Here is a 19,096-nt window from a genome sequence, read left to right on the forward strand (position 1 = left end):
CCCGTGATCCCGGTACCCCTCCCAGGGCCGAGAGGCCCGAACCGGCGGGTCCAACAGCCGGTTGCCGTTGGGACGTTGCCGGTGAACCGCACGGCCCCACACCGAAAGGGGCGGTCGCCCCCGACGCATCCGGGACGACCGCCTCGGGTCGGACTTCTCGTCGCGCGGTGCGGCGAACGACGTCGGACGCCGTCACCCCAGCGGGACGCGCCATTCCACCAGTGCGCCGCCCTCGGGTGTGGACCCGAACGAGCAGGTACCACCCAGGGATTCGGCCCGCTCCCGCATGTTCCCCAATCCGCTGTGGCGTGTCGGTGTGGCCGGCGGACCGACTCCGTCGTCGCGTACCCGAAGTCGTACGTGTTTGTCGTCGGTCTCCACGTGGACCTCGACCCGGCTCGCGTGTGCGTGGCGTGCCGTGTTGGCCAGCGCCTCGCGCAGGACCGCGATCAGGTGCGCGGCGACGGCCTCGGGTACGGAGGTGTCCAGCAGGCCGTCGACGCGCAACGTCGGGGCGAAGCCCAGGATTTCGGTGGCGGCGTCGACCTCGCGCAGGCAGCGCGAGCGCAGTCCGGTGCCGGTGTCGCGGTCCCGGGCCTTGAGGGAGAAGATCGTGGAGCGGATGACCTTGATGGTGTCGTCGAGGGCGTCCACCGCGGATTCGACGCGTTCCAGGGCCTCGGGGTGGTCGATGAATCGGGTCGCGCTCTGGAGGGTCATGCCGGTGGCGAACAGCCGCTGGATGGCCAGGTCGTGCAGGTCGCGCGCGATGCGGTCGCGATCCTGGAGCACGGTCAGCAACTCCGCGTCGCGGCGCCGCTCGGCGATCTCCAGGGCCAGGGCCGCGTGGTCGGCGAAGCCGGCGACCATGCGCAGCACGGCCTCCGTCAGCTCCGGACGTTCCGCCCGGTTGGCGACCTGGAGCACCCCCCGGATGCTGTCGGGAGTGCCGAGCGGGAGCAGGAACGCCGAGCCGAGATCGATGCCCACGGTTCTTGCCACCACCGCACCGGGATCGTGACCCAGGTCGCTGCGGGTGATGGTCTCGCCGGAGCTGAACACCTTGCCCATCAAGGTGCTTTCGCCGGACAGGACCAGCCCGCGGACCCGGTCCGCCAATGGTCCGGCAACGGCCTCGACGACCAGGTCGTCGGTACCGGCCACCGGTACCGCCAGGGTCACCAGGTCGGCGTCGGCCATCTCGCGAATGGTCGTGGTGAACGAGCGCAGCACGTCCGCGGGAGGTTCGCCGGAGAGCAGGCTCCGGGTCAGTTCGGAACTCGCCGCCAGCCACCGTTCCCGACGGCGCACGTCGTCGTACAGGCGGGCGTTGTCGATCGCGACGCCGGCCGCGGCGGCAAGGGTGCGCAGGACCGCCTCGTCGTCCTCGTCGAAGTCGGTGCCGCCGCGTTTCTCGGTCAGGTACAGGTTGCCGAAGACGGTGTCGCGGATGCGGATCGGTACGCCCACGAAGGTGTTCATCGGCGGATGACCGGGTGGGAAGCCGAAGGAGTCGGGATGTTCGGACAGGTCGTGCAGGCGCAGCGGGTGCGGGTCGCGGATGATCAGGCCGAGGATGCCGCGCCCGGTGGGGAAGGGGCCGATCCGCAGGATCGTGTCGGCGTCCATGCCCACCGGCAGGAATCGGGCCAGTCGTTCCTCGTCGCCGATCACCCCGAGCGCCCCGTACTCGGCGTCGACCAGGGACACCGCCGACTCCACGATCCGCCGGAGCACGGTTTCCAGGTCCAGATCGCTGCCGACCGAGAGCACGGCTTCCAGCAGTCCGTTGACCCGATCCCGGGTGGAGCGGACCACCTCCACGTGCGCCTGGAGCTCGTCCAGCAGCTCGTCCAGGCGCATGCGCGGCAGTGCCGGTCGCTCGTCCGACGCCACAGCCCCTCCCGAGGAATCGAAGACCGTCGAAACCCTTCTCCTGTCCATCGTGTCAAACCGCGCCCCACCGGTCTTCGTCTTCGCCGGATGAACATCCGTGATCGTGGGTCGGGGCGTCCGAACAGGGGCCGACCGACCGTGACCTGTCGACCGTTCTCCCGGGGTTGCACCGCCCGATACGGTGACAACGTGACAGGCACGGACGTCCGCGACGTCCGACAATGGAGCTACGTCCCGACCTCCGGAGGAGGCCCGTGTCGACATCGCCCATCCGCGTGTTCCTGCTGGACGACCACGAGGTGGTTCGCAGGGGTCTCGCCGATCTGCTCGGTGGCGAAACCGACATCGAGATCGTGGGTGAATCGGGCTCGGCCGCCGAGGCGGCCCGGCGCATCCCCGCGCTGCGTCCCGACGTCGCCATTCTCGACGGGCGCCTGCCGGACGGCAGCGGCATCGACGTGTGTCGCGAGGTGCGCTCGCGCTTTCCCGAGATCAACGCGTTGATCCTGACCTCGTACGACGACGAGGACGCGTTGTTCGCGGCGATCATGGCCGGCGCGGCGGGATACGTGCTCAAGCAGATCCGCGGCCGGGACCTGATCGCCGCCGTCCGCGCGGTCGCGGCGGGGCAGTCGTTGCTGGACCCGGCGGTGACCACGCGCGTCCTGGAACGGGTGCGCAACGGCCCGGCCGCGGAGCCCGGCCCCACGGGACTCAGCGAGCGCGAGAAGCAGGTCCTGGAGCACATCGCCCAGGGGCAGACCAATCGCGAGATCGCCGAAAGCCTGGGCCTGGCGGAGAAGACGGTCAAGAACTACGTCTCGGCGGTCCTGAACAAACTCGGCCTCGAACGCCGGGTCCAAGCGGCGGTCTACGTCACCGAGTTGCACCAGGGCAACGAGCGACACCGGACCTGAGACCGGCGGTTGCCTACCCCCGGACCGATGAATCGGGCGTGTCCTCGCCGTTCGCCCGCGGGCGTGCCGCAGGCCCCGGGACGCCGGGAGCGCGTCGTCCGGGGCCCTGCCGGCTGTCAGTTCTGCGTGGGGTCCTGCTCCGCCGACGCCTGTGGCCCGTACAGGTCCAGCAGCCGCAGCCGGCTCGCCCGGAGCCGGCCGGCGATCACCTGTGCGCACGCGAGGGTGATCGCGCGCCCGAAATCGGGGTCGCGTTCGCACTCGGCACGCATGGCCGCGGCGTCGAATTCCAGGGCGCGGACGGTGCTGACGGCCTGCGCGCCCAGATGCCAACGGTAGGGCGGGAACAGCCAGCTCCAGCCGATGAGTTCCCCGCTGCCCAGGGTCTCCACAGTGACCGCGTGCCGGCCGGGGACGTGCATGTCCAGACAGACGGAGCCGCTTTCGACGAACCAGAAGTTGCGGGCCGGTCGGCCTTCCTCGAACAGGCGGGAGCCCGATTCGAACGTGACCGGTCGGCCGAAGGCCAGGAGCCGGTCCAGGTGTTCTTTGGGGATGTGGCCGATCCGGCCGGTGGTGTGGAACACGGGATCCTCCTCAACGGCCCGGAGTGCGGCGGACGGAGTGCGCCGGGCCGGGCCTGATGTGGCTGTCGTCGAAGTCGAAGGTGAGGGTGTGGGTCACGCTCTCGACGCCGTCGACGGCCCGACACAGGCGAAGCACGATGTCGATGAGGCTGCGGTTGTCCACGTTCCCGGACAGGCACACGACGGCGTCCCGCACGTCCACCCCGATCGTGCCGGGCTCCAACCACAACGCGGTGCGCAACACGTCCTGCTCGATCTCGGCCCGGATCTCGGTGTCCGGGCGCAGGAAGGTGCGCAGCAGGTCGCAGCGGCTGACGATGCCCACCAGGTGACCATGGCCGTCCGTCACCGGGAGGCGCTTGACGTGGTGGCGGTCCATCAGACGCGCGCCGCGCAGCGTGCTCGACATGGGTTCCACGCTCAGCACGGGCGTGGTCATCAGGTCGCGCGCGGTGTGGCCCTCGCCCTTGGTGCGGCGGCTCGTCAACCGGCGCAGGCCGGGCAAGCGGTGGTCGTCCTCGGCCTGCTCCACCTGGGCGCGCAGCAGGTCGGCTTCCGAAACGATGCCCAGGATCCGCCGCTCGTCGTCGACGACCGGCACGGCGCTGATCCGGCGGGCGTCCAGTACGGCGACGATGTCCTGGAACTCGACGTCGGGACCGACGACGGCGACCTCGCGCGTCATGACGTCCTCGATCTTCCGGTGCAACATGCGAACCCCCTGGCTGCTGTGCGACGAGTCGCCGCGGCGTCGACGACGTCTTCGGGCGGACACCACGAGCCTGCCGCCGAGGTCGGCACGGTGACAGGGCCGCGTTGCCCGGCGGACAGGGCCGTTCGACCCGGTTCGGCGCACACCGCGCGGGGGAGCGCCGGCGGCCCCGGCGGCCGTGGTGACCACCGGCGTTCGGGCCGCGACTTTCAGTCGATCGCCGGTGCGGTGATCATCGAGCCGAGTCCTCGGGCCGATGGTGCAGGGGCCGTTTGCGCACGGTGCGCCAACGCGACCGCGTCTGATCGACGATGTCGTCCCACTGGCGCCGGACCTCGTCCTGGGACGGGCGTTTACCCTGACGGATCCGGGCGAGCTCCTCCTGCACCTCCCGCCCCACCGCCGCCGACACGACGAGGATGAGCATCACACCGAAGAGCACCGTCGCCATCCCGAAGACCGCGCCGGCCGCGCCGTGGCGCGAGGCGTAGGAATTGAACAGGGGCGGCAGATAGATGGTCGCGACCACCGAATAGGCCGCGGTCAGGACCGCCGCGGCGGCGGCGAACGGAAGCAGGACCGTCCCCGAAAGCCGTTTCGCGGTGAGCATCGAGCCGCTCCAGACGAGGAAGACCGTGGTCAGTGGTACTTCGCACACCGCAGCGGCAAGCCCCAGGCGTCCTCCGCCCAGGACCACGTAGAGCCACCCGGTCAGCGCCAGGTAGACGCTGAGCGCGCAGATCCACCACAGGCCGTTGCGGGTATTGCGCACACCGAGCGGTTTCAGGTCCCAGGCCTGTTCGAACAGTCGCTGTATGGTCCGGGAAAAGCTCAGCACCGAGATGGTCAGGAACACCGTGCCGAAGACACCGACCCCGGTACTCGTGGTTTCGGCGGAGAATACCGACCTGACGGCCTCGGCACCCGCACCGGTGAGCCCGTAGCGGTTGATGATGCGATCGGCGGCCTCACTGCCGAAGACGGCACCGCTCAACACCGTGAGCGGGATCAGCGCGGTCAGGGCACCGGAGGCCAGAGCCATCGAACGATCGAAACCAGCGATCTTCTGGAACCGATTGAGGACACGCAGCAGCAAGGCGGGACGCAGCCAGGATGCCTGCGTCCGGATGAGCGGTTCGCGGTCGATTCCCGCCCTCCACCGGTCGAAGGTTCCATGTCGCGAAAGGCGAGCCTAGGGGACGAACAGTCGCGAAGCGGGCACGACACGGCGACGAGGCGTCGTCGCCGTCGGTGTCCGCCGCACGCGCATGCGCGCCGATCGCGAAGGGATTCGCCCGCCGTACGAACACGAGATCGGGGAGCAAATCCCGCCGCCTTCCGCCGCGTTCGCGTCGCCATGAATCCCGCCGGCGCGGACGATGCCACCGGCCCGATGGTTCGGCCCCGCGGACACCGCCGTCTCGCCGAGGTGCCTTCGGGGACGTGCGGTTCTAGGGTCGAAAGAGGGGGATCGCAGGCCGGCGTGCGTGCGCGCTCCATCGGGGCGCGTGACGCCCGCCGGGCACCGCATTCGGCAAGGAAGATCATCATGACTACATCGCCCGACACGCCCGTCCTGGACACCCTGGCCGCCATGACCCTCGACTCGGTGGAACGATGCGGCCTGACGCGGGAGGCCCTCATTCTCACTCGTATCGCCGCTCTCGTCGCCATGGACGCGCCGCCGGTGTCCTACGTGGCCCATTTCGAGGCCGGCTCGGAGGCGGACCTGAGGCCGGAGCAGATCCAGGACGTCCTGGTGGCGATCGCGCCCGTGGTCGGCACCGCGCGAGTGATGACCGCGGCCTCCCACATCGCCGAGGCCCTGGGTATCGAGATCGCCGCTTCGATCCGCGAATCCGAGGGCTGAGCCCCCGGTTTCGACGCGCCGATACGCCGCTCGGGGGTTCGCACGCGGTCGAGTGCGCGAAGCGGCCGTGCCCGGTCTCCCCGGTGGCCCCGGTGTGTTCGGGGTGGCTGCGGCTATGCGAGTTTGACGAGTTCGTACGTGCTCTTCGCGGCCAACCACAGGCCCAGCAGCAGCGACAGGATGACGATCGCCTGGTCCTGGTGGGTACTGATGGCGGTACGCAGCCGCCCGAGTTCGTCTTGTGCCCGGGCCGGTGCGAAGGTCGCGTACAGCTCCATCCCGAGCAGAGTGGCCGAGGCGAGCAGGAAATAGCCCATCAGGGCCACGAACGTGACGGCCGAGGACAGGTTCGCGTTCATCACGGTGGCGCCGCCGGCGGCGACCATCGCCCACGGCTGGAGCAGGACGGCGAGCCCGGCCGCGGTCCACCGGGAAACACGGTCCAGCCGGGCCATCCACCTCGGGTTCCCCCGGGAACGGGTGACGCCCTTGCGTCGTTTGCGCTCGCCGTAGACCACCAGCGCGATGCCCACGGTCAGCTTGATCACCAGACCCGTCGTCGAGGGCGCGCTGTGTCGCGAAGGCGGGTTGCCCCCGGTCAGCAGCAACACCGCCGCGACCACCACGACGAGTTCCACGAGCCAGGTCAGGGTGAACACGAGCCCGTGCAACAACCCCCTGTCCGCGGACAACAACAGAATGAACGCGGAGTTGTGCATCGGTCCCAGGGTGATGGCCGTTCCGATGAGGACGAGATCAAGGACCATGGTTGTCCTCACGTGGGTGATGGTGGAGCGGAGTCGTGCGCAGGCTTCGCCGCACTCGGTACCACCCCTCGGGCCTCGTTACACAACACTTCGAGGTCGGCGCCCGCCATCCGGCCATCCGGCTGACGTCGCGGCGCGGTGGATCGGCCCTCGCACGCGACGTTGGGACCATGTGGCCATGACAGCCGCGATGGACAAACCGGTGCGTTCCGCAGGGCCACGACTGGTGTTGATTCCGCTTGTCCTGGGGCAGTTCCTGATGGCGCTGGACAGTTCCGTCATGAACGTGTCGATCGCGACGGTGGCCGAGGACGTGGGCACGACGGTGACCGGGATCCAGGGTGCGATCACGGCCTACACACTCGTGATGGCGATGCTCATGATTCCGGGGGGCAAGATCGGCGGGCTCATCGGTCGTCGGCGCGGGTTCATGATCGGGTGCGGCATCTACGGGTGTGGTTCGCTGACCACGGCGCTGGCCCCGAACCTGTCGGTGTTGCTGCTGGGTTGGGCGCTTTTGGAGGGAGTCGGCGCGGCCCTCATCCTGCCCGCGATCGTGGCGCTGGTGGCGGGAAACTTCCCGGCGGAGCGGCGCCCTTCCGCGTACGGGCTCGTTGCCGCGGCGGGGGCCGTGGCGATCGCGGCGGGCCCGCTGATCGGTGGTGTGGCGACGACCTACTTCTCCTGGCGCTGGGTCTTCGCCGGCGAGGTGGTGCTCGTGGCGGTGATCCTGGTACTCGCGGCCCGGGTCGCCGACGCGCCGGTCGGCGCGCGGGAGCGCCTGGACGTCGTCGGCGCGGTGTTGTCCGCCGCCGGGCTCGGGGTCTTCGTATTCGGCGTGCTCCGGTCGGCCGAGTGGGGGTGGTTTCGGCCGAAGCCCGACGCGCCGGCCTGGTTGGGGGTCTCGATGGTCGTGTGGCTGATGTTGTCCGGAGTGGCCCTCGTCCTGCTCTTCCTGTCCTGGGAGACCCGGCTGTCGGCCCGGGGCGGGGATCCGCTCGTGGATCCGTCGATGCTGCGCAATCGGCAACTCACCGGCGGTCTGACGATGTTCTTCTTCCAGTACCTCGTGCAGATGGGCGTGTTCTTCGTCGTTCCGCTCTACCTGTCGATCGCGCTGGGCCTATCGGCCTTGGCGACCGGTGCGCGTATCCTGCCGCTCTCGCTCACGCTGTTGGCCGCCGCGATCCTGATCCCGCGCTTCCTCCCGGACGTCTCGCCGCGACGCGTGGTGCGACTCGGCGTCCTGGCACTGTTCGCGGGGGCGGTCGCCATGATGGCCGCGCTCGACGCGGACGCGGGCCCCGAGATCGTCACCGTGCCGCTCCTGCTGATCGGACTCGGCATGGGCGCGTTGGCGTCGCAGCTCGGATCGGTCACGGTATCCGCGCTCCCGGACGAACGGAGCGCGGAGGTCGGCGGCGTGCAGAACGCGGTCACCAACCTCGGCGCCTCGATCGGCACGGCGCTCGCCGGGTCGTTGCTGATCGCCGCCATGACCTCGTCGTTCCTGGCCGCCATCGAGCGGAACCCGGCGATTCCGGCGTCGGTCACGAGCCGGGCGACCGTGGAACTCGAAGGCGGCGCGCCCTTCCTGTCGGACGAGCAACTCGACTCCGCCCTCGACAAGACCCACCTGACGCCGGAGGTGAAACAGGCCGCCATCGAGGAGAACCAGGCAGCCAGACTCGACGGCCTGCGGGCGGCGCTCGCCGTCCTCGCCCTCAGCGCTCTCCTCGCCCTGTTCTTCACCGGGCGCATCCCCACGACCCAACCCCGCTCGGCGCGGACGTAGCGATCCCGGCCGCGCCCGCCGCTGGTGGTGGAAGCGGTGGACGCTATGCGGGCAGGGGTGTGAATTCGAGCAGTTCATCCGTTCCGGGCTGCACGATGCCGCAACTGCCGTCGGGGACCTCGTTCCACGCCCCGGGCAGATCGCCGGGCGGTTCCGACACGACCAGGCGAGTATCGTCGGATATTCCGCGCAGGAACCCGGTATCGGGGTGCAACGCTCGCAACGTTTCCACGCGAGTGCTGTAGAAAAGCGAGCGTGAGGCTTTTCGGCTGGAGTAGCGGAAGGTCCACAACCGTTGTCCGTCGCTCAGCGCGACGGTCATCTGCAGCGGGAACTCCACGTCGTGCCGGTGACCGATGCGTTCCACCAGACCGGCCATCCGCGCGACGGCCCCCGGCGGGTCCTGCTCCAAGCCGTGTGTCAGGGCCAGGAAGAACATCAGCTCGGAGTCCGTGGATCCCTCGATGTCCGGGAAGAGTTGCGGATCGACGGCCAGGGCGAGGTCCCGCTTCACGCGGTGGAAATCGGCGATGGCGCCGTTGTGCATCCACATCCAGCGCCCGTGTCGGAACGGATGACAGTTGCTTTGTTGCACCGCGGTCCCGGTCGACGCCCGTATGTGAGCGAAGATCAGCGGAGAGCTGACGTGCTCGGCGATCTCCCGGAGAGTACGGCTGCTCCACGCCGGACCGGTGTCCCGGACGAGCGCGGGAGCGTCGATGCCGGGCACGTACCACCCGACGCCGAACCCGTCGCCGTTGGTGGTCTCGACGCCCAACCGAGAGTGCAGACTCTGGTCGATCAGCGAGTGCGTCGGTTTGTACAGGATGTTGTCGAGTAGTACGGGCGTTCCCGTGTAGGCAAGCCATCGGCACATCGGCTGTCGCCTCTCGGTCTCGTGTCCGGGCCGCGTCCCGCGACCCGGTGGTGCGTGCCCGGAGGCTGTCCCGCCTCGGCCGCGACCTCAGGCCAGGATCTTGGCCTTGGCTCGTTCGTACTCCTCGACGGTGAGGTCACCGTCGTTCCTGAGCTCGGCGATGCGGGCCAGTTCCTCGGACGTGCCCGGTGTGGCCGCGGCTTCCCGCACATAGGAGCGGAATTCCTGTTGTTGCTGCTCGACCCGGTGGCGGTCGCGTTCGCCCATCCCGCGCCCGCGGGCGACGAAGTACACGAAGACGCCGATGAACGGCAGGATCACGCACAGGACCAGCCAGCCCGTCTTGGCCCATCCACTGAGGGAGTCGTCGCGGATGATGTCCCCGAACACGTGGAAGAGGAGCATGATCCAGAGGATCCACAGGAAGAACCAGAGCATGGTCCAGAACGCGTTCAGGAGTGGATAGTCCATTGTCGGTCTCCTTCGCTCGACCCCGGTGGGATCTGCAAAAGTCGGGACCGCCCCCCGGCATGCCATCCGGTATCCGTGGGATACGCCGCTGGATGCCGCCCGGGATTTTCGCCTTCTCCGGCGTGCTCGCCACCGCCCGGGCGCTCCGCGCGACTGTGCGGACACCGATGCTCGCACCGTACGGCGGCCTGGTATCAAGTCTACGGCGGCACCCGCTCGTCCACCTCATCCGAAGCGGCTGAGCAGCGGGCCCCGACCGGCGTGCCCCGCCACGCGACCGGAAGGCGACCCGACGGCCGCCGAGCGAGCCGCGGCGGACACCGAAATCGGCCGGACCCGGGCGTGGGCGGGTGGGATCGCGACCGCGTCGTGCCCGGGGTCCGTCACGCTCGTCGCCGGACCCGATCCGGGGTCGAGCGGATCACGGCGTACCGCCACCGACCGGACCCGGTCGCCCGTTCGTGGTCTGTGTCCGTGAGAGCGTCGTTCGTCCGGTCGCGGCCAACAGCGCGATGATCGCGAGCAGAACCAGGAGTACGACCACGAGCAGCAGGATCGTCAGCCCGGTCGGGTGGTTCCACAGCGCGAACCACAGGGCGATGACCAGGAGCGCGCCGATGGCGAGCCACCGACGGTGAGCGGCCACCCAGGTGCCCGTCCTCCCCGTGTGCAGCCCGTGGGTGTCGGCCCACCGCGCGACGGAGTCGGCCGCACGCTCCATCGATCCGCGCAGGGCCAGCGGCAGTCGCCCCGGCCCGGACAGGTAGGCGCCGATGGCAACGACCAGACCCAGGACGATCCCGGTGCGGAGGCTGTTCTTCAGGAAGCGCAGCAGTGTGTCGAAGATCGCCGAGGCCGCGGCGGGGGACTGCACCTGAGCGGGCAGGTGGTCCAGATAGAAGCGCCGCGCGATCACCAGGGCGATGGCCACGACCAGGCAGCCGAAGGCGGCGCCGAGGGCGGTGGTGACCAGGGCCCGGCGTCGACGCCGGGCCAGGAGTACCCCGATCGCGCCGAGGACGACGGCGATGATGGGCAACCAGTTGCCGAGCACGTCGAGCGCGTGCGCCGCGTTCCTGAACTTCTCCAGCTTGTCGGACTGGACGAGGACCATTTGCTTGTCGACGTCGGGAATCTTGTCCGCAGGGCTGACTCCGGCGTTCACGAGGTCCTGTTTGACCGAGTCCACGGCGGCGCCGACATCGAGGGTGACGGTGCCCTCGTCGACCCCGACCGCGCCCCGCCCCTTGCCGGTGAGCGCGTGGTCGAGCGCCGAATGCGCGGTGCGGTTGGCGCTCTTCCAGACGGTCTCGAACCTGTCGCTCCGGGCGAAACGCGTCGCCGCCTTGTGGGCGGCCTGGGTCGCCGCGTCGTCCAACTGCGGTGCCAGCGACTTCACGGCGTTGCCGACCCGAGGCGGCAACCCCTGGGACTCCAACCAGGCCGCAAGGTCCGAGGTGACCTGTTTGCCGTCGACCCGAACGTCGACCGCCTCGGTGATCCGGTCGGCGATCGCGGCCTCGATCGCGGGGTTCGACGCGAGCGGGGCGACCGTCGAGACGTATCGATCGGTGTTCAGCACGATGTCGTGCACCCACACGGTGATCAGCGAGACCGGTACCAGGACGCAGGTGAGCGTGATCAACACTGCCGAGACGATGCTCATCGCGATCCGCCCCGCGCGCGAGCCCCGGTGGTGGTCCGGCACGTGGTCGGCCCGGGCGGACCCGTCGTGGGGCGGCTCTGACTGCGTACTCATGTCACTCTCCGGGCGGCTGCGGAAGAATTGCCGTACACGGCTTGAATATGTGCAGAGCGTACCGAGTCATGCACTCCGAGTTACGCCAGCGGAGCGGGTGGAAGCCGAGGTTTCGGCGCTTGCGACCGGGCGGGGGTTCCGTGATGTGCGTCCCGCGTGGGGCTTGTGAACGGGCATCCGCCGTGCCGTCCCACGAGCGTCCGGCGCCGCCGATAGGTCACGATCAGGGCGATCCTGATGGCGGCGCCGGACGGGCCGCTCGTGTGGATCGAGGCCCGCCCGGTGCCGCGCCGCAGGCGCTTCCGGCGGGCCGATGTCCTCCGACCCGAGGTCAGGAGCCGAGGATCGTGGCCTTCTGAGCCTCGAACTCGCTTTCGCTGAGCACGCCTTGCTCCTTCAGTTCGCCCAACTCCTTGAGTTGGGCGAGCTTGCTGCTCATGTCGTCCGCCGGTGCGGGTGGGGCGGGTTCGGCGGCGTAGGCGGGTTGGGGCGCGGTCTGCTGCGATTCCTGCTGGGCCCAGCGACCGCCCTGGCGCCGGGAGACCCGGTTGGAGACCGCGGTGGCGGTTCCGGCGACGACGGCGGTGCGGGCGATGCCGCGAAGAAGGCCGGGCATGATCTGTCTCCTCACTGATGCGGGAACAGCGTTCGGAAGCGGCTCAGGCCCTGGTCTCGGCGGCGTCGAGAGACGCCACGATCTCCTGGACCGGGATACGCCCATTGGCGACGAGCCGGGCTCCGCCACGGCGCAAGGCGGCTGCGAGCGGGCCGGCCCACACGTTCTCGTAGACGAGGACGGCTGCCGAGTTGCCGGGCTCCAGCACCCTGCTCGCGTCGTCGATGTCGTCCTGGGCGAGCAGCCCCGAGGAGGCTCCCTCGAAGACGGCGAGGTCGAGGCGATCGTCTCCGGTCAGGTCGGCGAGTTCGACTCCTCGGACCGATCCGTCCGAGTCCTTGCGGATGAAGATCAGATCCAGCACCCGGATGATGCCGCGATCGACCAGATCGATCAGGAGGGGTAGGCCCTCGCCGGTCATCCGACTTCCGGGGAACTCGATCACCAGGTAGTCGATCGGGCCGGGCTCGTTGGGTTCGTTGCTCATGTGGGCTCCTCGTCCGGTCGGGTCGGGTCGTCGGAGTGTTTCGGTACGGTCCGCCCACGCGCTTTCGCGGCGGGGGATGGCTCGGGGACCGACCGGTGACCGTCACCTTCGTCATTGCAGCAGCGGACGGGTGGGGACGCATCTCGACTCTCGGTCGATTCCCGGGGTGGGGCAGCCCTGACTCGGCACGTGCGGCGTAGTCTCGCGCGCCGGTCGCGGAGGGTTCACGGCGAGCGCCGGGACGGACCGGGCCCGCCTCGTGTTGCCACGCCTTCCGTCGCACGGGGGCACCCGACGGTTTCGACCACCGGCGACCGGGACGGACGTGGGTGTGGTGTGAGCCCACGTGCTCGTTCGGCCCGTCGGCGTGGTCTTCCGTGTTGCAGACACCGCCATCCTGGTTGCCGACACCGCCATCTTGCCGAGGTGTCGGGGACAGGCGGCCTCAGGGCCGAAAGGGGGAAGCGGAAGGTCGGCGCACCGTCGGTGCTCCATGCGGACGAATTCACCGCCCCGGGCCTCGAATCCCAGGGTCGGCCCGGCCGGCTTCGACGCTCCGCATGCTCGGGGAGTGGGCAGGCCCCTGATCGCCGCCCTGGCCGGGATGCGTCGAACGGGTGTCGGCAGGCGGAGCGTTGCCCGCGTGGGGGTCGAGCCTCGCTTCGGACCGGTGCCGGGGCGGGGGCGCGGACGGCGGGACCGACGGGCGACAAGGCGACCCGGCATGCGTACCGCTGCGCGGCTTCGGGCGAACCGGGTGCCGGTCAGTGGCCCAGCGCCGCCTTGGCGGCGACGATGGTCAGGCCGAGGAGGAGGTTCACCGCGCCTTCGGCGGCCACCTGCTTGCGGCCGGCGCCGGCGGCGATGGCGCCGAGGGAGGCCCAGACGACCTGCTGGATCACGGCGATGCCGAGCGCGAGCCATGCGGTGGCGGCGAGTCCGAGGCCGAGGAGGGGGCTCACGGCCACGGTTACCGCGGGGATTACGGCGGCCTCGACGATGGACCGTTCGTGGCGTGCGACGCGGCGCAGTTCGGCAGGGGTGGGACGTGAGCCGCGGACGCGTTCACCGGCCAGGCGGGCGTAGACGTGGGCGGCCCAGAAGACGAGACCGGTGACGATGAGCAGGATGCTGAGTTCGAGTCGCGGGTACTGGCCCAGCGTCCCGGCGGTGGCCACCACGGAGGCCGCGAGCAGGGATCCGTAGACGGCACCGGCGTAGTCGGTCCGGGACGTGCGTGTCGCGCCCGAGTATCGCGATCTCTCCGACGCTCGGTGGGGGTGGGCCATTTCTCCACGGTAGAAGGCGGGAGCGGACGGCGCCTGTCGCGGTCGCGGGATCGCGGGTGACCGGTGCCGCCGTTCGGCGTCGGCACCGACCGGCGACCGGCGACCCGTAGGTATGCCACTCGTGTCGGTTCGGCGTGGACGGGCTTCGGGCTTCGGTGCCGTCGAGTCCCGAACGGGCGCCGGGGCTGTCGAGGCGGTCGGCCGGCGGCAGGCGCCTTCGACGGGGCCGGCGGCGATCGGCCGGCCGGAGGCGGGAGGTGATCTCGTGTCGCGGCGGGGCCACAGCATGGCAGGACATGGACTCGATCAAGCATCGGTTAGGCTGTGTCCGGCGTGTTCATATCGTGTGACGCGCAGTCAATCGCCTGATATACGTAGGGGATTCGCATGGCAGAGCGCCCGATCGACGCGCAGGATGAAGCCCGGGGCCAGGCCAGGGTCGGCCCGCCCGGCGGGTTCGATCTCACGGTTCCCAGCGTGGCGCGAATGTACGACTACTATCTCGGCGGCAAGGACAACTACCGGGCCGACCGAGAGGCTTCCGAGGAACTGTCCAAGGCGGCGCCGGGCACACGGGCGCTCGCGATCAACAATCGACGTTTCCTCCAGCGCGCGGTCCGGGTGCTGGCGAGCGAGTACGGCGTGCGGCAGTTCCTCGACCACGGATCCGGCCTGCCCACCCAGGACAACGTGCACCAGATAGCACAGCGCGTGGACCCGGCGTCGCGCGTCGCCTACATCGACCACGACCCGATCGTGCTGGCGCACGGACGCGCGATTCTCGCAGACAACGACCGAACGACCGTGATCACCGCGGACTTTCGGGACACCGACGCGATCATGGGCAACGCCGACGTGGCCAAGCTGATCGACTTCACCGAGCCGACCGCGGCGCTGTTCGTCTCGGTCCTGCATTGCCTGCCGGACAGCGACGAACCGGCGGCTCTGGTCGGACGCGTCATGGACCGACTCGCCCCGGGCAGCTTCGTCGTCATCTCGCACCTGGTCTCGGCGGATTCCGAAGTACGCGAGCGTCTGAGCGACTTCATGCTCACCGCCACCCAGGGCAATTGGGGGCGCGTCCGCGAGGCGGCGGACGTCGAGACGTACTTCAGCGGTCTGGAACTGCTCGACCCCGGCCTCGTCGAGGTCTCCACCTGGCGCCCGGACGGAACGCCCGGGCCGACCCAGGAGACCGCGGAATGGATCGAGTTCGGCGGAGTCGCCCGCAAGCTCTGACCGAGCCGGGTCGGCCGGACTTCCGGGGGGTGGGGTCGACAGGCGGGGTCGACAGGCATGCCCATGCCCATGCCCAAGCCGGCCTGGCGGCGAACCTCCGCTGCTCACACCGTGGTTCGGGTGCTCCCGGTTCCCGGTTCGAGCGGTGATACACGTCATGCGCAGACCCCGTGACGTGTTCGGTGGCCGCGGTTGTCATTCCCTCGGGAACCACAACCGAGGAGAGCGCATGCCGAATACCACCCGAGAAGACCCGAGGAGGTCTCCGGCGCGGCGCGCCCGCCGCGTCCTGCCGGCGTTGGCGCTGTGCGTCGCCCTGTTGGGCGCAGGCGCGTGCAGCAGCGGCGATTCGAAGGACGACAAGGGCGGCAAGGGCCCCGGCGACGGCAAGTCCACCGCTCGGGCCAAGGATCCCGGCGGCGACGCGCCGAAGACGTCCAAGGCGGTGGTCACGGTCACCCCGCAGGACGGCGCGACGGGCGTGGCCACCGACGGCGCGCTCAAGGTCACCGCGACCGCCGGGAAGCTCACCGAGGTCGTCGTGAAGACCGCCGAGGGCACGGCCGTCGAGGGCGCCATCGCACCGGACGGGGCCAGTTGGGCCCCGTCGGCGGCACTGCAGACCGGAATGAAGTACGCGGTGTCCGCGAGTGCCACGGACGCTGCCGGGCTGGTGTCGGCGATGCAGTCCTCGTTCACCACACTCACCCCGGCGAACACCAACTACGGCTACTTCAACATCGATGCGAACGAGACCTACGGCGTCGGCATGATCGTGTCGCTGACCTTCGGCAAGGCGGTCACCGACACGGCGCTGGTCAACCGGTCGGTGACGGTCACCTCGGAGCCCGCAGTCGAAATCAAGGGTCATTGGTTCAAGGAAAATACGCGATTGGACTTCCGTCCGGAGAAGTATTGGCGGCCCGGCACCAAGGTCACCCTCCGGCTGGACCTGGACGGCAAGCAGACCTCCCCGGGCGTCTACGGCAAGCAGAAGAAGACCGTCACCTTCACCGTCGGTCGGGCGCAGACCAGCGTTGCGGACAGCAAGGCCCACACCCTCACCGTCACCCGCGACGGCGCGTTGCTCAAGAAGCTGCCGGCCAGCCTGGGCAGCGACGAATTCACCACCTACAACGGCAAGATGCTGATCATGGCCAAGGAGGGCACGATCCGGATGTCCGGGCAGAGCGTGGGATTCGGCGCCGACTCGTACGACATCCCGGACGTCCCGCACAGCATGCGGCTGAGCACGAGCGGCACCTACGTGCACGGCAACCACTGGTTCAAGGACAAGGCGAACCCGCCGTTCGGCCGGTCGAACACCAGTCACGGCTGTGTCGGCCTGGAGGATGTGGTCGGCGGTGGCGACGCCGGCAAACCGGGCGCCTGGTTCTATGCGAATTCGCTGGTCGGCGATGTGGTCGAGGTGATCAACTCGCCGGAGCGGGTCATCGACGCGGACAACGGCTGGAGCGGCTGGACCTTGACGTGGGCCCAGTGGACCAAGGTCTGACCGGACCTGCTTGGGTCCGACCGGACCACGCCCCGATCCGGGCGCGGCGGCGACATCGCGGTGACGCAGGCGCCGGTGATGTCGCCGTCGACCAGGGGGCTCGGCCGCGTTCACGAGCGACGCGTCGGCGTCGGCCGGGTCCGGGAGCCGGTGGCCGAAGCGGCGGATCGTGTCCGCGCCCGAACCCGCTGTCGGACGCGGCATCGCGCTCCGGGCGCCCTACCGACCGGCGGGTCCCGGTGGGTCGGGGGCTGCGCACATACCGGTTCGGTGTCGGACGGGTGGTGGTGTGGGTGTGGGGCATCGAAACCACTGCGGTGGGGCCGCGCCCGGCGACTTTCACACTCGCGCGTCCCGGGCGGGTCGGTCGCCCGGTGACGTAGCGGTAAGCCTTGTCGTTGTTGCCGTTGGGCTCCTGAGCGTGGTCGGGGTCGGGCGCGGCGGCGACGCGCTTGTGCATCGTGGTGGTGATGAAGTGGTGGCCGAGGGCCGCCGCCCGTGGATGCCCGAGCGGGCGACCGGTGCGGAGCGCCTCGGCGCCCTTGTCGTCCGACGTCCCCATGGACGGGTCGATAGCCGTTCGAGAGCCGGGGATGCCGCGACGGTGGTCGCGAAGTCGGCCAGGCCGAGTCGGATGAGCGCGGTGGCAGGGTGGTGCCGCGCAGGAGCCCGTCGATGTTGTGGCCGGTTGCGTTGCCGCCGTGTTCTGCGGAGCCCAGGTCCGAGCCGCGCCGGGTCGGGTGGGAGAGGCCGCGCGCGGCCTCCCCCACACGACCCGGTGATTCTCCGAGTTCGTTTCGGCGAGCGGCCGGCCCGGCTGCCGCGCCGGTCGGTTATGCCGCCCGCGGTTGTTCGCAAGCGCATGCAACCCGATCCGTGGCCGCCGCGTGACGTTTGTGATGCTCACGTTCAAGAACCCGGCGTCAGCAGCCGATGGACCAACTGCCAATGGCGTCACGGCGATTGCGGGCCCGACTCAGCCGGTCGGCTCTGCGGGCGAGCGTGCGCGCCGAACGTTGCGGCAGCCGATCCGGCGTGCACCCGCCCGCCGACGTCGACGCGGATGTCGACGCTCGGTGGTCGTGCGCCCCGGGACACCCGAATGACCCGAACGAAGGAGTAGCGTCTTGACCACTCACCCACGGCGTGGCACCAGGCCACGGCAATTGGCGGCGCTGGTGGCGGCCTTGTGCGGGTTTGTCGCCGTCACCCTGCTCGGTACGACTCCGGCGGCGGCGGCCGATCAGCGTCAGGCGATCTATGCCATCGCGCACCGGGTCGACACCCTGGACGGCGTGGACGCGGCGATCAACCACGGCGCCAACGCGATCGAGGTGGACGTCTGTGCCTGGTGGAATCCGAACGAATGGCGTGCCTGGCACGACTGTTCCTCGGCCGGCGAGAATCGGCTGGGCCCCAGCTTCGACAGCATGATCGACCGCATCCTCTCCAACGCCAACGCGGGACGCCGTCTGTCGCTGGTCTGGCTCGACATCAAGGACCCGAACTACTGCGGAGAGGCGCCGAACCGCACCTGCAGCGTCGCCGGACTGCGGGACAAGGCACAGCGCCTGACGGCCGCCGGCATCCAGGTGCTCTACGGCTTCTACGAGTACCACGGCGGCAACACGCCGGACATCGGCGGCCGGGGTTGGCAGAGCCTGGAGGGCAGGCTCGGCCCGCTGGAGGGCATCACCACGACCGGGACCCGCGATCAGGCCGTGAACGCGTTCAACCGATCCGGTTCCGGATTCCCGAACGGCAAGCGGGCGATGGACTACGGCGACAGCGACATCACCAAGGGGTTCGGCAACTGCACCGAGGCCACCTGGAATACCTGCGCGGAGCTGAAGAAGGGTGCCGGGGACCGCGCCGCCGGACGACTCGCGGCCACGTTCTCCTGGACGACCACCTACAACGACCCGTGGTACGTCGACAAGCTCCTCGGCAACGCTCGCGTGGACGGCATCATCGCGGGCTACGGCGCCTTCACCGGGGTGCGCGACTACGACAACAATTGGCAGTGCGGCAACGCGGTCAAGATGGTCCGTGACTGGGTGAACGGACACAGCGGCACCCACCGCATGGCCAACAGCGGCGACCGCCTGTTCAGGTAGTCCCACGCGGTCCCGGGGGCGGGCGTGTGCCCCGGGGGACGGACCTGTGCTGTTTCCCGTCCTGCGGGTTCCATCGGGCCGTCGGCCGCTTTCCGGCGGCGCCCGGATGCGCAATCCGGCGCTGGCCCGGACGTATCGCCGCATCCTCGCCGAGGCCACGGCGGGCGGACGAACGCGCGAG

At 69.8% G+C, this 19,096-nt stretch carries 17 protein-coding genes; 6 read left to right on the forward strand and 11 right to left on the reverse strand.

Annotation, left to right across the window (positions count from 1 at the left end; genetic code table 11):
- Nucleotides 1–192 precede the first annotated feature (192 nt).
- Nucleotides 193–1,863, reverse strand: coding sequence for a GAF domain-containing protein (locus ABZ374_RS35010; protein ID WP_360319107.1), 1,671 nt, complete (start codon nt 1,861–1,863; stop codon nt 193–195).
- Nucleotides 1,864–2,117: 254 nt separating this feature from the next.
- Here ABZ374_RS35010 and ABZ374_RS35015 point away from each other — a divergent pair, with 254 nt between their 5' ends.
- Nucleotides 2,118–2,813 (forward strand): response regulator transcription factor, encoded by a 696-nt coding sequence (locus ABZ374_RS35015; protein ID WP_360319071.1) that lies wholly within the window; start codon nt 2,118–2,120, stop codon nt 2,811–2,813.
- Between the two features lie 116 nt (nt 2,814–2,929).
- Here the strand turns inward: ABZ374_RS35015 and ABZ374_RS35020 are convergent, their stop codons facing one another.
- The 3 genes from ABZ374_RS35020 to ABZ374_RS35030 all read right to left on the reverse strand — a co-directional run bounded on the left by ABZ374_RS35020 (nt 2,930) and on the right by ABZ374_RS35030 (nt 5,208).
- A complete protein-coding gene (locus ABZ374_RS35020; protein WP_360319073.1) occupies nt 2,930–3,400 on the reverse strand; it encodes a cyclic nucleotide-binding domain-containing protein in 471 nt (156 codons plus the stop codon).
- A 10-nt stretch (nt 3,401–3,410) separates the two neighbouring features.
- Entirely contained in the window at nt 3,411–4,112 is a 702-nt protein-coding gene (locus ABZ374_RS35025) for a CBS domain-containing protein (protein ID WP_360319075.1), read from the reverse strand.
- A gap of 232 nt (nt 4,113–4,344) precedes the next feature.
- Complete coding sequence (locus ABZ374_RS35030; RefSeq protein WP_360319077.1) at nt 4,345–5,208, reverse strand: hypothetical protein; 864 nt, start codon at nt 5,206–5,208, stop codon at nt 4,345–4,347.
- Nucleotides 5,209–5,661: 453 nt separating this feature from the next.
- Here ABZ374_RS35030 and ABZ374_RS35035 point away from each other — a divergent pair, with 453 nt between their 5' ends.
- Nucleotides 5,662–5,982: a carboxymuconolactone decarboxylase family protein gene (locus tag ABZ374_RS35035; RefSeq protein ID WP_360319079.1), complete on the forward strand. Its 321-nt coding sequence runs from the start codon at nt 5,662–5,664 to the stop codon at nt 5,980–5,982.
- A gap of 113 nt (nt 5,983–6,095) precedes the next feature.
- On the opposite strand, the gene ABZ374_RS35040 is transcribed toward ABZ374_RS35035, so the two are convergent.
- Nucleotides 6,096–6,749 carry a GAP family protein gene (locus tag ABZ374_RS35040; RefSeq protein WP_360319081.1) on the reverse strand — a complete coding sequence of 218 codons (654 nt, stop codon included), beginning with the start codon at nt 6,747–6,749 and terminating at the stop codon, nt 6,096–6,098.
- A gap of 178 nt (nt 6,750–6,927) precedes the next feature.
- Here ABZ374_RS35040 and ABZ374_RS35045 point away from each other — a divergent pair, with 178 nt between their 5' ends.
- Nucleotides 6,928–8,544, forward strand: a complete 1,617-nt coding sequence (locus ABZ374_RS35045) for an MFS transporter (protein ID WP_360319083.1) — start codon at nt 6,928–6,930, stop codon at nt 8,542–8,544.
- Between the two features lie 43 nt (nt 8,545–8,587).
- Here ABZ374_RS35045 and ABZ374_RS35050 read toward each other — a convergent pair whose 3' ends face one another.
- The 6 genes from ABZ374_RS35050 to ABZ374_RS35075 form a co-directional block, all read right to left on the reverse strand.
- Complete coding sequence (locus ABZ374_RS35050) at nt 8,588–9,421, reverse strand: class II glutamine amidotransferase (protein WP_360319085.1); 834 nt, start codon at nt 9,419–9,421, stop codon at nt 8,588–8,590.
- A gap of 87 nt (nt 9,422–9,508) precedes the next feature.
- A complete protein-coding gene (locus ABZ374_RS35055; RefSeq protein ID WP_360319087.1) occupies nt 9,509–9,892 on the reverse strand; it encodes a PLDc N-terminal domain-containing protein in 384 nt (127 codons plus the stop codon).
- Nucleotides 9,893–10,313: 421 nt separating this feature from the next.
- The gene (locus tag ABZ374_RS35060; protein ID WP_360319089.1) at nt 10,314–11,651 is read right to left on the reverse strand and encodes a hypothetical protein; all 1,338 of its coding nucleotides are present in this window, start codon (nt 11,649–11,651) and stop codon (nt 10,314–10,316) included.
- Nucleotides 11,652–11,982: 331 nt separating this feature from the next.
- Entirely contained in the window at nt 11,983–12,267 is a 285-nt protein-coding gene (locus ABZ374_RS35065) for an SHOCT domain-containing protein (protein ID WP_360319091.1), read from the reverse strand.
- 43 nt (nt 12,268–12,310) lie between these two features.
- Complete coding sequence (locus tag ABZ374_RS35070) at nt 12,311–12,754, reverse strand: DUF6325 family protein (protein WP_360319093.1); 444 nt, start codon at nt 12,752–12,754, stop codon at nt 12,311–12,313.
- Nucleotides 12,755–13,518: 764 nt separating this feature from the next.
- Nucleotides 13,519–14,043, reverse strand: a complete 525-nt coding sequence (locus ABZ374_RS35075; RefSeq protein ID WP_360319095.1) for a hypothetical protein — start codon at nt 14,041–14,043, stop codon at nt 13,519–13,521.
- A 402-nt stretch (nt 14,044–14,445) separates the two neighbouring features.
- On the opposite strand from ABZ374_RS35075, the gene ABZ374_RS35080 reads away from it, so the two are divergent.
- The 3 genes from ABZ374_RS35080 to ABZ374_RS35090 all read left to right on the forward strand — a co-directional run bounded on the left by ABZ374_RS35080 (nt 14,446) and on the right by ABZ374_RS35090 (nt 18,915).
- Nucleotides 14,446–15,282 (forward strand): SAM-dependent methyltransferase, encoded by an 837-nt coding sequence (locus tag ABZ374_RS35080; protein ID WP_360319109.1) that lies wholly within the window; start codon nt 14,446–14,448, stop codon nt 15,280–15,282.
- A 229-nt stretch (nt 15,283–15,511) separates the two neighbouring features.
- Complete coding sequence (locus ABZ374_RS35085; RefSeq protein ID WP_360319097.1) at nt 15,512–16,798, forward strand: Ig-like domain-containing protein; 1,287 nt, start codon at nt 15,512–15,514, stop codon at nt 16,796–16,798.
- Nucleotides 16,799–17,925: 1,127 nt separating this feature from the next.
- The gene (locus ABZ374_RS35090) at nt 17,926–18,915 is read left to right on the forward strand and encodes a phospholipase (protein WP_360319099.1); all 990 of its coding nucleotides are present in this window, start codon (nt 17,926–17,928) and stop codon (nt 18,913–18,915) included.
- The last annotated feature ends 181 nt before the right edge of the window (nt 18,916–19,096 follow it).

Source organism: Embleya sp. NPDC005971, from assembly GCF_040629175.1.
Taxonomy (GTDB): domain Bacteria; phylum Actinomycetota; class Actinomycetes; order Streptomycetales; family Streptomycetaceae; genus Embleya.

Coding starts and splice junctions, on each gene's coding strand:
- ABZ374_RS35010 (WP_360319107.1), bottom strand. CDS start 1,863: ATGCGCCTGGACGAGCTGCTGGACGAGCTCCAGGCGCACGTGGAGGTG.
- ABZ374_RS35015 (WP_360319071.1), top strand. CDS start 2,118: ATGGAGCTACGTCCCGACCTCCGGAGGAGGCCCGTGTCGACATCGCCC.
- ABZ374_RS35025 (WP_360319075.1), bottom strand. CDS start 4,112: ATGTTGCACCGGAAGATCGAGGACGTCATGACGCGCGAGGTCGCCGTC.
- ABZ374_RS35035 (WP_360319079.1), top strand. CDS start 5,662: ATGACTACATCGCCCGACACGCCCGTCCTGGACACCCTGGCCGCCATG.
- ABZ374_RS35040 (WP_360319081.1), bottom strand. CDS start 6,749: ATGGTCCTTGATCTCGTCCTCATCGGAACGGCCATCACCCTGGGACCG.
- ABZ374_RS35045 (WP_360319083.1), top strand. CDS start 6,928: ATGACAGCCGCGATGGACAAACCGGTGCGTTCCGCAGGGCCACGACTG.
- ABZ374_RS35050 (WP_360319085.1), bottom strand. CDS start 9,421: ATGTGCCGATGGCTTGCCTACACGGGAACGCCCGTACTACTCGACAAC.
- ABZ374_RS35055 (WP_360319087.1), bottom strand. CDS start 9,892: ATGGACTATCCACTCCTGAACGCGTTCTGGACCATGCTCTGGTTCTTC.
- ABZ374_RS35060 (WP_360319089.1), bottom strand. CDS start 11,651: ATGAGTACGCAGTCAGAGCCGCCCCACGACGGGTCCGCCCGGGCCGAC.
- ABZ374_RS35065 (WP_360319091.1), bottom strand. CDS start 12,267: ATGCCCGGCCTTCTTCGCGGCATCGCCCGCACCGCCGTCGTCGCCGGA.
- ABZ374_RS35070 (WP_360319093.1), bottom strand. CDS start 12,754: ATGAGCAACGAACCCAACGAGCCCGGCCCGATCGACTACCTGGTGATC.
- ABZ374_RS35075 (WP_360319095.1), bottom strand. CDS start 14,043: ATGGCCCACCCCCACCGAGCGTCGGAGAGATCGCGATACTCGGGCGCG.
- ABZ374_RS35085 (WP_360319097.1), top strand. CDS start 15,512: ATGCCGAATACCACCCGAGAAGACCCGAGGAGGTCTCCGGCGCGGCGC.